Origin of the sequence: Undibacterium sp. 5I1 (assembly GCF_034314085.1) — a bacterium.
Taxonomy (GTDB): Bacteria; Pseudomonadota; Gammaproteobacteria; order Burkholderiales; family Burkholderiaceae_D; genus Undibacterium.
On sequence record NZ_JAVIWI010000001.1, the window covers coordinates 2,329,659 to 2,343,700 of the forward strand.

At 46.3% G+C, this 14,042-nt stretch carries 19 protein-coding genes, 1 pseudogene and 1 riboswitch; of the genes and pseudogenes, 13 read left to right on the plus strand and 7 right to left on the minus strand.

All coding sequences use genetic code 11. From position 1 onward, the window contains the following. The first annotated feature begins 36 nt into the window (after positions 1-36). The 4 genes from RGU72_RS10275 to RGU72_RS10290 all read left to right on the plus strand — a co-directional run bounded on the left by RGU72_RS10275 (position 37) and on the right by RGU72_RS10290 (position 3,317). Positions 37-1,089, plus strand: a complete 1,053-nt coding sequence (locus RGU72_RS10275) for a quinone-dependent dihydroorotate dehydrogenase (protein ID WP_322119630.1) — start codon at positions 37-39, stop codon at positions 1,087-1,089. A gap of 101 nt (positions 1,090-1,190) precedes the next feature. Next, positions 1,191-2,234 carry an aldo/keto reductase gene (locus RGU72_RS10280; protein WP_322119631.1) on the plus strand — a complete coding sequence of 348 codons (1,044 nt, stop codon included), beginning with the start codon at positions 1,191-1,193 and terminating at the stop codon, positions 2,232-2,234. A 486-nt stretch (positions 2,235-2,720) separates the two neighbouring features. Next, complete coding sequence (locus RGU72_RS10285; protein WP_322119632.1) at positions 2,721-3,032, plus strand: hypothetical protein; 312 nt, start codon at positions 2,721-2,723, stop codon at positions 3,030-3,032. A gap of 123 nt (positions 3,033-3,155) precedes the next feature. Next, the gene (locus RGU72_RS10290) at positions 3,156-3,317 is read left to right on the plus strand and encodes a hypothetical protein (protein ID WP_322119633.1); all 162 of its coding nucleotides are present in this window, start codon (positions 3,156-3,158) and stop codon (positions 3,315-3,317) included. Positions 3,318-3,391: 74 nt separating this feature from the next. Here the strand turns inward: RGU72_RS10290 and RGU72_RS10295 are convergent, their stop codons facing one another. The 3 genes from RGU72_RS10295 to RGU72_RS10305 are packed head-to-tail and all read right to left on the minus strand — an operon-like array spanning position 3,392 to position 5,119. Next, positions 3,392-4,021 carry a hypothetical protein gene (locus RGU72_RS10295; RefSeq protein ID WP_322119634.1) on the minus strand — a complete coding sequence of 210 codons (630 nt, stop codon included), beginning with the start codon at positions 4,019-4,021 and terminating at the stop codon, positions 3,392-3,394. 52 nt (positions 4,022-4,073) lie between these two features. Further along, a complete protein-coding gene (locus RGU72_RS10300) occupies positions 4,074-4,691 on the minus strand; it encodes a hypothetical protein (protein WP_322119635.1) in 618 nt (205 codons plus the stop codon). A gap of 5 nt (positions 4,692-4,696) precedes the next feature. Continuing rightward, positions 4,697-5,119 (minus strand): hypothetical protein, encoded by a 423-nt coding sequence (locus RGU72_RS10305; RefSeq protein WP_322119636.1) that lies wholly within the window; start codon positions 5,117-5,119, stop codon positions 4,697-4,699. Between the two features lie 534 nt (positions 5,120-5,653). On the opposite strand from RGU72_RS10305, the gene RGU72_RS10310 reads away from it, so the two are divergent. From RGU72_RS10310 to RGU72_RS10335, 6 genes and pseudogenes are all read left to right on the plus strand, one after another. Beyond that, a complete protein-coding gene (locus RGU72_RS10310; protein WP_322119637.1) occupies positions 5,654-6,181 on the plus strand; it encodes a GbsR/MarR family transcriptional regulator in 528 nt (175 codons plus the stop codon). Between the two features lie 76 nt (positions 6,182-6,257). After that, entirely contained in the window at positions 6,258-6,680 is a 423-nt protein-coding gene (locus tag RGU72_RS10315; protein ID WP_322119638.1) for a thiol-disulfide oxidoreductase DCC family protein, read from the plus strand. Positions 6,681-6,756: 76 nt separating this feature from the next. Then, a complete protein-coding gene (locus RGU72_RS10320) occupies positions 6,757-7,254 on the plus strand; it encodes a cell division protein (RefSeq protein ID WP_322119639.1) in 498 nt (165 codons plus the stop codon). Further along, on the plus strand, positions 7,251-7,781 hold the full coding sequence (locus tag RGU72_RS10325) for a hypothetical protein (RefSeq protein WP_322119640.1): 531 nt from the start codon (positions 7,251-7,253) through the stop codon (positions 7,779-7,781). The genes RGU72_RS10320 and RGU72_RS10325 overlap by 4 nt, the downstream gene beginning before the upstream one ends. A 53-nt stretch (positions 7,782-7,834) precedes the next feature. Continuing rightward, entirely contained in the window at positions 7,835-8,275 is a 441-nt protein-coding gene (locus RGU72_RS10330) for an SDR family NAD(P)-dependent oxidoreductase (protein WP_322119641.1), read from the plus strand. Between the two features lie 116 nt (positions 8,276-8,391). Beyond that, a pseudogene (locus tag RGU72_RS10335) lies at positions 8,392-8,856 on the plus strand (DUF2269 family protein). Between the two features lie 183 nt (positions 8,857-9,039). Here the strand turns inward: RGU72_RS10335 and RGU72_RS10340 are convergent. Both RGU72_RS10340 and RGU72_RS10345 read right to left on the minus strand, forming a co-directional pair. Continuing rightward, on the minus strand, positions 9,040-9,498 hold the full coding sequence (locus tag RGU72_RS10340) for a hypothetical protein (RefSeq protein WP_322119642.1): 459 nt from the start codon (positions 9,496-9,498) through the stop codon (positions 9,040-9,042). 28 nt (positions 9,499-9,526) lie between these two features. After that, positions 9,527-10,537 carry a peptidylprolyl isomerase gene (locus RGU72_RS10345; protein WP_322119643.1) on the minus strand — a complete coding sequence of 337 codons (1,011 nt, stop codon included), beginning with the start codon at positions 10,535-10,537 and terminating at the stop codon, positions 9,527-9,529. A gap of 276 nt (positions 10,538-10,813) precedes the next feature. Between RGU72_RS10345 and RGU72_RS10350 the strand changes: the two genes are divergently transcribed. Next, positions 10,814-11,305, plus strand: coding sequence for a pilin (locus RGU72_RS10350; protein ID WP_322119644.1), 492 nt, complete (start codon positions 10,814-10,816; stop codon positions 11,303-11,305). A 199-nt stretch (positions 11,306-11,504) separates the two neighbouring features. On the opposite strand, the gene RGU72_RS10355 is transcribed toward RGU72_RS10350, so the two are convergent. Together RGU72_RS10355 and ribB are read right to left on the minus strand one after the other, a co-directional pair. Then, the gene (locus RGU72_RS10355; RefSeq protein WP_322119645.1) at positions 11,505-11,705 is read right to left on the minus strand and encodes a hypothetical protein; all 201 of its coding nucleotides are present in this window, start codon (positions 11,703-11,705) and stop codon (positions 11,505-11,507) included. Between the two features lie 126 nt (positions 11,706-11,831). After that, the gene (gene ribB / locus RGU72_RS10360) at positions 11,832-12,461 is read right to left on the minus strand and encodes a 3,4-dihydroxy-2-butanone-4-phosphate synthase (protein ID WP_416200161.1); all 630 of its coding nucleotides are present in this window, start codon (positions 12,459-12,461) and stop codon (positions 11,832-11,834) included. 124 nt (positions 12,462-12,585) lie between these two features. Next, a riboswitch (FMN riboswitch) is annotated at positions 12,586-12,772 on the minus strand. Positions 12,773-12,865: 93 nt separating this feature from the next. Here ribB and RGU72_RS10365 point away from each other — a divergent pair. Continuing rightward, the gene (locus RGU72_RS10365) at positions 12,866-13,087 is read left to right on the plus strand and encodes a hypothetical protein (RefSeq protein ID WP_322119647.1); all 222 of its coding nucleotides are present in this window, start codon (positions 12,866-12,868) and stop codon (positions 13,085-13,087) included. Between the two features lie 179 nt (positions 13,088-13,266). Continuing rightward, positions 13,267-14,040: a sulfite exporter TauE/SafE family protein gene (locus RGU72_RS10370; RefSeq protein WP_322119648.1), complete on the plus strand. Its 774-nt coding sequence runs from the start codon at positions 13,267-13,269 to the stop codon at positions 14,038-14,040. Positions 14,041-14,042 lie beyond the last annotated feature (2 nt).

Consider the following 14,042-nt stretch of genomic DNA (forward strand, 5'->3'; position numbering starts at 1 on the left):
ATTTTGTGCTAATACTCCCCCAAAAACAATAAAATTATGCCTGATAAATTACTCTACGCCTTGGCTCGCCCTGTCCTGTTTGCGATGGATGCGGAGCAAGCGCACAACCTCACCTTGCCGGCCTTACGACGCTCTGCCACCCTGGGTCTGACCAAACTAATCGCCAAACCCGCCAATGATGCGCGTACCGTCATGGGCATCCAGTTCCCCAACCCCGTTGGACTTGCGGCGGGTCTGGACAAAGATGGCGCGTATATCGATGGGTTGGCCGGGCTAGGATTTGGCTCGATTGAAATCGGTACCGTCACGCCACGCGCCCAGGCTGGCAACCCGAAGCCACGCATGTTTCGCCTGCCAAAAGCCAATGCCATCATCAACCGTATGGGTTTTAATAATGGCGGCGTGGACGCGTTTATCAGCAATGTGCAGGCATCGCAGTTTTATCAGGACAAGCAAGGTGTGCTCGGACTTAACATCGGTAAAAATGCCGATACCCCGATCGAACGCGCAGCAGAAGACTATCTACTTTGCCTAGAAAAAGTCTATCCCTATGCCAGCTATGTGACGGTCAACATCTCATCGCCCAACACAAAAAATCTACGCCAGTTGCAAGGTGCCAGCGAAGTCGACGCCTTATTGGCGCAGCTCAAAGAAGCGCAACAAAAACTTGCCGATCATTACAAGCGCTATGTGCCGCTGGCATTAAAAATCGCGCCGGATATGGACAGCGAGCAAATCAAAAATATCGCCCAAGCCCTGCTGCGCCACAAAATTGATGGCGTCATCGCCACCAACACCACCATCACCCGCGACGCGGTAAAAGGCCTAGAACATGCTGAAGAGGCAGGCGGATTATCTGGCGAACCAGTATTTGAATTATCGAATAAAGTGATCCGCGCACTCAAATCCGAATTAGGCGATGCCTTACCGATTATCGGCGTCGGTGGGATTTTTTCCGGCGCGGACGCCAAGGCAAAAATCGATGCGGGCGCCGCCCTGGTACAACTATATTCCGGCCTAATTTATCGTGGCCCAGCATTAGTCAGGGAATGCGCGGCAGCACTGAAAGCAAATTCAAAATCACGCTAAAGTCATGCTTATTTCAACCTTGGCTCAACTTTAGCTCAGGTTGAGAAAGCACCTTAATCTCTTTTTTCATTCTGAATTTTTCGTTCTGAGGATGTCAACTTATGCAAACAACTCAACTCGGCAGCAGCGATCTGCAAGTGTCCAAAATCTGTCTTGGCACCATGACCTTTGGCGAACAAAATACCGAAGCCGAAGCACATAGCCAGCTCGATTACGCATTAGAACGCGGCATTAATTTTATTGATACCGCAGAGATGTACCCAGTCATGCCGCGTGCCGAAACCCAAGGTTCGACTGAACGTTACATCGGCACCTGGCTCAAAAAATCCGGCAAGCGCAAAGAGATTATTCTCGCCACTAAAGCAGCAGGTCCGTCACGCGGTTTTGGCTGGATACGTAATGGCGATACCGATCTGACACCCGCCAACATCCGTGCCGCAGTCGAGACCAGCTTGCAACGCTTGCAAACGGATTACATCGATCTGTATCAACTACACTGGCCTAGCCGCAACGCACCGATCTTCGGCCAAAAGTCTTTTGACCCAAAGCTAGAACGTCCTTCGGCAGCCATCGCCGATACGCTGGGCGCGCTCAATGATCTGATCAAAGACGGCAAACTGCGCCAGATCGGCGTCTCGAATGAAACATCTTGGGGCGTCAGTGAGTTTATCAAAGAAGCCGATAAACAATCCGCCAACCGCATTGTCTCTATCCAAAATGCCTACAACCTAGTCAATCGCGGGTTTGAGCAAGGACTGGATGAAACCTGCTTCCGCGAAAACGTCGGTCTGCTAGCCTACAGCCCGCTCGCCTTCGGTCAGCTCACCAACAAATATAACGAAGATGCCAATGCAACAGGTCGCCTAACCCGCTTCCCGGCAACCTGGAGCCCACGCTACATGCGCCCGACCGTATTCGAAGCCAGTCGTCGCTACGCAGAACTCGCCCGCGCCAACGGCATGACACCTGCTCAACTCGCGTTAGCATGGTGCTACTCACGCTGGTTCGTCGCCAGCACCATTATCGGCGCCACGAATTTGACGCAGCTCAAGGAAAATATCGATGCGTTTGAACTGCGTTTGTCGGATGAGGTCATCACCAAAATCAATGCGATTCATGCAGAAATGTCTAATCCGGGGCAGTGACTCTCTTCCTGTCTGCCAGTACAAAGTTACAGCAAAAAACATTGAATGCCCTTCGGGGCATTTTTTTCGCCTGTGCCTTCCTCACCTCAAAAATATTCCCTAGGGAAATTTTTTGTGCCGCAGCTCAATGTCCAGCGCGAAATAAAAATCTCAGTTATGTGTGATATCGCACGGAGCCTGTAAAAATTAAGGTCTATAAGACAACTAGACGGTTCTAAAAATCCTTCAAATCCAGATGCCGCGTGAAGCACAAAACATCGCAATACCCAGGTATTGCAAGGCTTTGTAATAACGCGACTCACTCGATCAGAAGGAATTTTAGTAACGTCGGATAGATGACAGATGGACTCTGTTTCACCACCATAAAGAGTCTCGTCAGATCATCGGCAAGACAGGTTGATGACTATCCATGTTGAACAAGCACAACACCGTAGACATCCAGGCAGAAATGCACACTAACGCAGGCTCAACCAACGGAGGAACTAGATGAGTAATCTATTAGACTTAAAGACAAAGGAATTTACCTATGATCCAGATAATTTATTGGATACGTTAATCACCCAGTTGCACTTCAAAAACGATGCCGCGCTGTCGAGAGCGTTAGAAGTTGCACCGCCGGTAATCAGCAAAATCCGCCATCGAAGACTACCAGTCGGTGCTTCACTGTTGATCCGTATGCATGAAATCTCTAACGTCAGCATCAAAGATTTACGTGCCTATATGGGCGACAGGCGCGCAAAATTCCGCATCAGCCCACAACATTTCAAACCCAGCGCGAACGATATGAGTAACGCTTGATATCAGAGTCGTTGAGCAACATGTGATGACCAGTTTAATTCAGACTCATGCCGGTCATCACAAAAAACGGTGGCAAAGGACAACCCGTCCTCAAACCATCTTCATCCAGCAAAGGAACAAGTAATGAAACCGCAAACAAAAGCTCCGAGCCAACATCAACACAATGGCAAATCACATCCTTCCGATATGGAAGCCGCAAAAAACCAAAAGCAAAAAGCAGAACAAACCGAAGTTGCAGGACGCCATAAAAATGACGGACAAAAAGATCACAAGGGCGCGCGTTAAATTAATAAGCGCATGCTGTACTTACTACAAAAGAGGGTTGTACATTTGAAGAACAATTGGAGCGCGGGAAAAGGTCAGTTATTTTGGTTTGCACTTGATCGGATTGGATTCAGTGTTTTAGTAAAGATTTCTATACCTACGTCTTTTCCGCAATTTTCAGCTGATCCTCTCTCTCCATAGATGGCTGCTAATAATCGTTCTACCCAACCTCCGGAATAGTTAATATTGACCGCTCGACTCAAAATTTCGTTGGTTGCCTTTACATATATTGTTTGTTCTGAACGATAATAAATATCGTTTATGTTTCCATGCTTATACTCATACACGTATTTACTAATTGGCTGACCACCAATCTCCATATCAATGACGCCTTCCTCTTTGAGTATCATTCTAGCCAACTGACCTCCAGGACCTCTACCCTCAATATACTTATATCCATATTTTTTTATCCACCCTTCAGTAGGTGAATTTATTGGATCGTAAAATCCGGGCGCATTGTCAACGACACGATAAATCTTCAGTCCCCATTCGGCATCGCACATCTGATGAAGACGGTAGCGCCCATAGACTGCGTCTGCTGTCGGGATGGCGATAAATATGATTGCGACAAACGGTCTCAACCACCACGGTTTGATATAACTAATCAACAGACTGGCCAGTAACACATAAATAACGGCTAAAAATAGCAATATCAGTAAGCCCATTTAAGTGACCCTTTTTAGATGTGATTGAAAATAAGCGGTCATCTTTTAATATTTATTTTGTTGGTTTAATTGGTTTAAGTGTGTTGGTAAAAAGATCTGAAGTAATAGTTGATCCGCAGTTTCCCGCTGAGCCACGTGCGTCGTATAAGGCTGCTAACAATCGCTCAACCCAACCGCCTTCAAAATTGATATTTACAGCTCGGCTAAGAATTTCGCCTGTTTCGATGACAACAATTCTTTGTTCGACTCTTGAGTACTTGCCGTTTAAATCTCCGAGTTGTGACTGATAGATATACTTGCTAACGGGTTTATCACCAATCTCGGTCTCAATCGCGCCATCTGAACCTAAGCTCAATCGCGCTATTTTTTTATCTGCTCCAAGTCCCTCGCTAAACCTATACCCATATTTTCGAACATTCTCTTCTGAAGGTGATGATGTTGGATCGTAAAATCCAGGCACATTTTCGACTACTCTAAAAATTCTTAATCCCCCTTCTGCATCGCACATCTGATGAAGACGATATCGTCCATAGACTGCGTCTGCCGTCGGGATCGCGATAAATATTATTGCGACAAACGGTCGCAACCACCACGGCTTAATGTAGCTAATCAACAGACTGACCAATAACACATAAATAACAGCTAAAAATAGCAGTATCAGTAAACCCATTTAGATCACCTATTTGTTAACTGTGTCGAGTTCGCTTCGACACGACGAATTGATTGAATCTGCGGAATAAGCCGCCTCCAACGTCGCACGGTAAAGATCCATTGGAACTGGAGTTGCAGCGCAATTCTGGATTTAAACCAAATCGACTGTCGGCGTGAAGCAAAATGTATGCATCTGGAATTCAACCATTCGCTGTCAAACCCTGACCATTCTCCGGCAATGCTTCCCAAGTTTGCAGAAACAGCGGGAGCAACTTCATAGTTATGAATAGCAATCACCTCTTCAATCGAATAGGGCGAAGCAGCGATGACGCGAGCAATATGGTCAAATTGAAAATCCTGGAGTTCTGTATCAAGCCAAAAATCCGAAAGCGCCTCCCACACAGGAGCGCGCAGGAGTAGATCGTCGGCGGTGAGTGCTGCGCTCATATATTGGACGATGTATGTTTATTCATCTTCAGTATGTAATGGAAACAGGGGAAATATATCGTCGGTTTGTCGGGGCTGGAAAACCGAATAAGGTGCCGTTTTACTCTGTCAGACTCAACAACAATATACCTAGCTAGTCAGTGAAATTGGTATCTCAGATGGTTTTGATTCTATCAACGAAATTTACAGTGCTGATAAAATTTTTAGAGCCTCCGAATCAGCATTTCCAGAGATCGAAAGACGCATCACTGGATTAGATACTCAGGCTATGCGTCATATGCATACTCCCCATATTTTTATAGAAATATGCCTTATCGCCCAATCATTATATGGACAGTCTAAATATACCCCTACCGAGTAATTCAACATTACTACTAATCGCTGGTTAACGTATTAAGCCCAAAGATCCCCGTCGCTTGGATAAAGCCTTCAGCACTAAACATCTAGGCAAAAATAAAAAGACCAAAGATAAGCTTTGACTTGACCTCAAAATACTTCTATTATTTCTGTAACGACAGAAATTAAGGAAATGCCATGCAACTGACACCGACTATGCAAAAGTACATCCTTCATTGGGGTGAAATGGGTACACGCTGGGGTGTCAATCGTACTGTGGCACAAATCCACGCACTGCTTTTCCTCAGCAATAAGCCACTACCAGCCGAGGATATTGCCGATACGCTGAATGTCGCCCGCTCTAATGTCAGCAATAGCCTGAAAGAATTACAAAGCTGGGGGCTGGTAAAAATTACTCATGTGCTGGACGACCGCCGCGATCATTTTGTGGCCTTGCAAGACGTGTGGGAAATCTTCCGTGTCATTAGCGAAGAGCGTAAACGCCGCGAGATTGATCCTACCCTGACTGTATTGCGGGAATGCGCTTTGGAAGCGGAAAACGATCCAGGATTAGAAGCGGCGACTAAAGCCAAAATGGAGCAAGTGCTGGCTTTTTTGGAAATGCTGACGGCTACCTATGAAGACTATAAGCACCTACCACCGGCAACCTTGAAGAGATTTTTAAAAATGGGTGGCAAGGTGGCGCGCCTGATCAGTAATGATTGATTGCTCAAGCATTATCGTAAAAAAACATGCGCAAGTAAAAACATCCTAAACAATTTTGACTCAAGGAGTTACTAAAATGAGCGCCATAAGTACCCCAAAACTAACGCTGTATTTCGATGGTAATTGCCCTTTCTGCGCAGCAGAAATGCATAGATTAAAAACTTGGGATAGCGCGGGCAATCTGGAGTTTGCCGATATCGCCGCCGGTGATTTCTCATCTGATTTTTTGGGTGTGACCATGGAAGCACTCGGTCAGGAATTGCATAGTCTGACAGATCAAGGTGAGCTGTTGGTTGGGCTAGACAGTATGCTGGTCGCTTATACCTTGGTAGGCCGTGCATGGATGGTTGCACCTTTGCGCATACGCTTGCTGCGCCCTGCACTGTCTAGCCTATATCGCAGTTTTGCCCGTAACCGTTATCGGATGTCTGCCTTATTGGGATACAAAATACCCGCTTGTAATGAGGGCGTATGTCGCAGAGAGAATCCGTTTCTGTAATCGGCGCCTTATTTCCGCTTTTTTTCGCCTTTTTTTCACCAGTTATTTCTGTCTATACAGAAATTAGAGATATAAAATGAGTTCCATACCAAAAAACACAAAAAGAATATGGCTGGTCAGGTGGATGTACGCCGCTGCCGCGATGCATTTATTGGTCGGTGCTTTGTTACCCTGGATCGCCAATGCATCAATTTTCAATAATTACCATCACGGGATAGAACTCGCCTTCTGGGGCGATGCCTGGAATAGTTTACATACCTTGACTACATCGGGCGCCGCGACAGTACGTGCCCAGCAGGTTTGGTGGATATCGCTATTTGGGCCGACGGTGCAATCCACCGCGATCTGGATGGGCGCACTGGTCTATTTTGGCGACCAGCAACGTAGCAGCTTCGCCTGGAAAGCTCTCATTATCGGGATCGTCGTGTGGGCACCGCAAGACATGCTGATCTCATTACAAGCCGATTGCTGGAACCATGTCTGGGTTGACCTGTTCGCGGTAGTCATGATGTTGCCTCCGCTGATCTGGCTATGGCGCGAAGATCAAACCACATTGACCAAGGCTGCATCATGAATAGCATTCTTTGGATTTTAGTGGCGCAAGGTGTCTTAGGCGCATTGGATGTACTGATCAATCACGAGTGGCGAGAAGGCTTGCCGCAACGACCTAGCGCCATTCTGGAGCAAGCCATCCACGGCGTGCGTGAGGTTTTATATGCCGTGGTCTTTGCCGGACTTGCCTGGTTTGAATGGCACGGTAGCTGGGCCTGGCTTCTTGCAGCAGTGCTGGTGATTGAGGTCTTGCTCACCGCCTGGGATTTTGTAGAAGAAGATCGCACACGCACATTATCTGCCACCGAGCGCGTCATGCATCTGGCGCTGAGCATGGGCGGTGGCGCTTATTGCTCCTTGCTGATTCCGGTTTTATTGACTTGGGCGACATTGCCAGATCAGATGCATTACGTCCACTACGGCGTTACCTCATGGTTATTAAGTCTGATGAGCATCGGCGTATTTGGCTGGGGTGTCCGAGATATGTTGGCAGCGTGGACGATGCAAAGTACGAAGTCAGCGGCGCATTTTTCAATCGCATCCAGCTAATGAGCTAATTCATTGCAATTATAAAAGTGGGGCTAAAAGAAGAAGGATCAGAGATGAACATACTTGTATTAGGTGCGACCGGTCTGATAGGCAGCAACGTAGCGGTGGCCTTGCTCCAAAGTGGATACAAGGTGATTGCGGCAAGCCGCAACAAACCAACTGCGACGCCCGTTAACCAAAAATCTGCAAAGTCGGCCACAAGCTCCCAATGGCGTGAGATTGATTTTGTCGGCATGACGACAGAACAAGCCTGGTTGCCGCATTTAAAAAATATTGATGTTGTCATCAATTGTGTGGGAATTATTCGCGAAGTCAAAGCTGGTGATTTTGATGTGCTGCACCGGGCTGCGCCGTCGCCTTGTTTGCTGCATGCGAGCGGCTTGGTATCGATCAGGTTATTCAGGTTTCTGCTTTGGGTAGCCACGCAGATGCCACGACCGGGTACTGGCGCAGCAAAGGTGCTGCCGAAGACGATTTGCAGTAACAGCGTTTGAAAACAAAAAACTACCCTTACTGATCATGATGCTCATCATGTTCATCATGTGGCGCGTAACGAATTCGCATGCCGTCAACGCCATATCAACAAAAAATACAAAAACGAAAAAATAAGATGGACTATCTCGCCATAAAAACGCTGCATATCCTGTCTGCGACCTTGATGTTTGGTACTGAATTTGGTACCGCGTTCTACCTGTTTTTTATCAATCGCAGCGGCAATGTTCAGGCAATCGCCTTGGTGACGCAATGGGTTGTGCGCGCTGATTGGTGGTTCACGACACCTGCGGTGATTATCCAGCCACTTTCTGGTTTTTGGATGATACGGCTTGCAGGTTTTCCGCTCAGTTCCAGCGGGATGATCTGGTCACTAGCGCTGTATGTTCTGGCAGCGGTTTGCTGATTACCCGTAGTTTGGTTGCAGTTAAAAATGCGCAACATGGCAGCGCTGGCAGCAAGCAACAATCTGGCATTACCAGACCGCTGCTGATTATTTGAAAAAATCCGGACTGCGTTGGGATTCCCGGCATTTGGCGAGTTGCTTGTTGTATATTGGTTGATGGTGCACAAACCAGTTTGAGACTGTTCTTTTAGCTTTTTTAAAGACTTCACACATCATGACAATTAACTTGATTTCTTGCGTCGAATAAGACAACAAATACGAACGAAAAGTGTGTGAAGTACAGGAGCTATTTTAGAAAAAATTCGGCTATTTGAAACGCTAATGTAACGTCTCAAATCAGCGGGTAATTCTTATATTATCTTATTTTATTTCTTTAATCTGATCTGCATTTTTTACCAAAATATGTGTTTGGTAATAATACTTGTCAGTTTTAACGCCTTTCTCAAAAAACCAAACCGTTACTCTCTTAATGGTGCCCTGCACGCGAATACGATGTCCTTTAATGAGCGGATCAAGATCATTACCTAAAGTGTGTACCAACTCCGCTTCAGCGGTTGGATACACATCTACTGAGATATTTTTCGGATCGCGATAATCTTCTTCTGAATTCAGGATAATCCTGTCTTTCAGATGTCCGATAGCTTTAACTTCCATCGTAAAGTTTACCTTGACACCTGCAGGTGCAGCTCTTGCCGCCATATCAACCAGTTGTACAGGATTAGAGATTAATGGCTCAGCATCTTGTGCTTGTGCCATATTTTCTGTCATGGTAAAAATAAGGGTGGCAATACTCAAGCACGCCATAGTTTTTTTCAACATAGGTAGTTTCTTTGATTTGTAGAAGAGATTACTGCATCGCCCGCACAGGAATCGGCACATTACATAAATCAATATAGCCTGCGGGGACTTTGTACCAATCACCGCCACGGTTACGTTGTGCTTCAACGATTGCTTTAAAGGTTGGCGTATCGGTGCGTATGACTTCCAATTTACTCCGTTCGGCTTCTGGCACATCGGCAGCGATACGGATGGATTTGATCGGTGTCTTGATCTCGGTTTCTTTATAAAAACCCAAAGGGCCGGTACCGCGTGGCAGGGTGGTCAGTAGTTCTATCCCCTGCCTTATCCGGCCGACCAAAGTGACATTTCTGTCCAATTGGCGTGGCGCATGGCCGCTTACTATATACATTGAGCTGCCGTCACCGCTCGTTACCTCGTTGCTTCTGCCAATCCCGACACTGGCATAACAATGTGCCAGCCAGGCAGTGCCGGTTTTGGGATCACGTCCAGCCGGAAAGCCGTCTGCATGACCAACTTGGGGGGCAAACCCATCTGCATCCGGCAAGCGTGTAAATGGCAGTTTTTTATCGTACTTAACGGTGAATTCAGGATCCAGATTTTTTCGGGCAGTTTTGACTTCGCGCTTTTTTGCTGGATTTTCATCTTCGGGATCGCCCCATTGGACGACGTAATTTTCTTGTGAGCGTATGACCACAAGCCCATTGAAATATCCCTCGCTGACCAACGCTTTGATATTCTTCACATGATCAGGAGCGAAGTCGGGCGCAAGCTCAATCACCACCCGTCCTTTTTCTAGATCCATATACAAGGTGTTGTTTGGATCAAGTGGACGCCAGTCAGTTGCCGCAGAAGCTTTAATTAGATCTGCCATGGTGGGTTTTGCAACCGCTTTTGCGGAGGTAGTGGCGGGCGTCTTTGTCAAGGGCTTGGTATCACTAGCGAACGCGGTATTGACCCAGGCAGTTGACAGCAACAAGCTGGTGGCAGTTAATGCGGCGCCAGCCAGCTTTGTTTTTTTACAGGAATGCGGAACAGAACTTTGTACAGATGCGTGCATAACGTGACTCCGAAAAAATAACGAATACTATGGACTTATTAATAGAAATTGCCTGCCAAGCAAGATTATTGAAGGTACGCGATAGGTAGAAATTTGTCTAGTGTCTGTGGTGTCCAGAAGGATGCATAGTCATACAAATACAAGGTGTATTTGTAGAGAATTTATAGTGTATTTGAACTAAGGTCTACATAAAGCTGACTGAAAATATTTTCTATAAATGAGCTAATAAACTGATGCACTTGTTATGATCAATATTTAGAAAAAGTATGCCATTTTATGAAACCTACTCGCTCCGGATTTACCTTAGTAGAAATGATGGTCGTCATCGCGATTATTGGCATCTTGGGTACGATAGCATATCCGTCGATACAATTGCGCTTTGTCAGGCAGCAAATCGAATCAATTACTCCGCTCACCGATGTCGCAAAAAAACCCATCGCAGCAGCATGGACTGCTACACAAAAAATGCCGGCTGATAATGCCGCCGCTGGTTTGCCTAGTGCCGATAAAATGGTCGGAAATTTTGTGAGTAATGTGAACGTACAGGATGGCGCAATCACAGTCACCTTTGGCAACCAGGCAAACAATGCCATCAAAGGCAAACTACTAACGCTGCGCCCTGCAGTCGTCTTAGATGCGCAAGTCGTTCCAGTAGCGTGGATCTGCGGCGGGGCAGATGTTCCCGAAAAAATGACGGCATTAGGCATTGATCAGACAACAGTTCCGGCCGGGATGTTGTCATTTAGTTGCCAGAAACGGACTAAATAATAAGGTGTGCATAAGGTGTCACTAAGTCTTTCATCTTCAGTTGAAAGCGTATTGAATTCGTTTTTAAGGAGCTATAACGTCGCTCGCCGATTGAAGACCTTGAAAGAAATGAGACCTTATGAATTCATCTTTTTTTGCTGCATAAAAAAACAGAACGATTTATCGTTAATCAGCCGCATTGCATTACAGGGCTAAACACCTAGTATTTCAATTTTTCACATTGCGCATTTTTGAATGGTCCGCTGGTACGTTCCCATCCTGCTCCTGGTGAAATTTGCGAGCAAACTTCTGCCGTATCAATCTTGCTGCGCCATTTGTACCAATCGGCAGGGGCTGCATTGGCACTGAAGGCCGGCACCACAGACAATGACAGTAAAAATAACTTGGATAAGATGTTCATTTTAAATATGAGATAAAAACTAAGCCCAGTTTAAGCGAAACTGGATACATCACAAACCCAATGATGTATCCAGTAAATAATTCAGTCTAGCCTTTTTGTTTTCCCCTCAAATATATCGCTAACTCATCAATCGTTAGTCGTTAGCATCACAAGATCATGCGCAGCGGCATAACACTCAATCTCTGCTCCTTTCGCCATACTGCCGTCAGGATTCATCAGTTCACATAACACTGCTGCAGGCTTTAAGCCTGCCAACTGCATTAAATCGATGGAGCCTTCGGTATGCCCGCGGCGAGTCAATACGCCACCAGCAACCGCACGCAATGGGAAAACATGGCCAGGACGTGCCAGATCACCAGGGACAGCGTGGTCAGCAATTGCCGCTTTCACAGTAGTTACGCGATCAGTCGCAGATACGCCAGTCGTAACGCCAATTTTAGCTTCAATACTTACGGTAAAGGCAGTGCCAAAGCGACTGTCGTTCGTCACAACCATCGAGGGCAATGCTAATTGCTTCACCCGCTCATCCGTAAGGCAAAGACAGACAATCCCGCTACCATCGCGTATCAATCTGGCCATGCTATCGGTCGTGATTTTTTCTGCTGCAACAATAAGATCGGCTTCATTCTCCCGATCAAAATCATCCATTAACAGAATAGGTCGCCCCTCTGATAAATCAGATAAGGCACGTGAAAGACGTTCTGCGAATGGTGGCAAAACCAAAGGCAAAACTAAGGAACTTGTTACAGTGGATATCAACATAATAGAAACGCTCCGCAAAAAAAGTGCAAAAGACGTTTCAGGGGATTTTGAATAGCCAAACGCAAGCAACACAAGCGCGCTCGAATAAACGAACGTGCTTGTGCGTGCATTAAGTGTGGCGCATCTTCTTTCATCCGGACTATGACCGTCGGCTCTGGAGTCAAACCAGATCTGCTGACCTTCCAACGCAAATTCACTGTTCCGAAAATGTGATTCGTTGCAAGCGCTCGCGGGCTTGTTCAAGCATCAACTACTTGTTTGAACTTACCGCCGGTGGGGAGTTTCACCCCGCCCTGAAGACGTACTACTTACCGAATTAGTCGGCTTGACGATTATACAGATTTGGGAAAATTGAAGATCAAGCGACGATTTCTATCGTTGATCCTGTTGAATCCCTCATGAACCATCTCGACAGCAAACAGCGATTGGAACAGGCGTTAAAAATGCTAGAGATTCAGTCATCTATTGAATATACTCCCTATTATTTATATAAAAAATACCCCAATCTCCTTTTAATACATGGACGATCAAAATGTACTCATATGGAGTATAACTATTATCAAAATAAAAAGAGACAGCAAACTCAATCAAATATAAAGAAAAATCTTGATGCCGCATGACAATGTATGATCCGAACTTCGCTGGATTAAGTATCAGAGTATTAAATATACATCATTCAAATAATGTCTATCCATATGTCAAAACTACATATAAGCAAATAAAGACTAAGTAGTTTGGATTAAGGCTCAGATTCTTTACTATGCTGTTACTTTCAACATGGTGATATGAACGGGGTAGTATGGATTTAGGCTATGTAGCGTCCGGTTTTGCAGTAGGTATTTTGGTAGGACTGACTGGCGTTGGTGGCGGATCGCTGATGACACCTTTGTTGACTCTGCTGTTTGGCGTGTCACCTACCGTTGCGGTCGGTACCGACTTAGCATTTGCGTCGATTACTAAAGCGACCGGCACTTTTACCCATCGCTTACGTGGCACAGTGGACTGGCATGTGGTGCGTTTGCTGTGTTACGGCGCCCTTCCGGCAGCATTGATTGCTACGCTGAGCCTGAAACATTTTGGCGCTCTGGATAAAGAAATCGGTCAGATTATTCGTTATTCTATTGCCGGTTCGGTGCTGTTGACCGTGGTCGCCTTACTGTTTAAGTCTAAAATGCTGGCATGGCTTAATCGCCATCCAGAGAAGCAATTGCAAGGTACGCAATTGGCTGCGGCGACCATCGTTTCTGGCGTTTTGCTGGGCACCTTGGTAACCGTTTCTTCTATCGGCGCCGGTGCAATTGGCGCGACCTTGCTGGTGATGTTGTACCCACGGATGTCTGCTGCGCACATTGCCGGGACTGACATTGCGTATGCGGTGCCACTGACTGCCATTGCTGCCGTCGGTCACTGGTGGTTAGGATCAATCAACTGGGAGTTGCTGGGTACCTTGTTAATAGGTTCATTGCCTGGCATTACGATAGGCTCCATGGCGGCGCGTGCCGTACCAGAAAAATTTTTGCGTGGACTATTAGCTACAACCTTAACTATTGTTGCCGCTAAGCTGGTTCTTTAAAC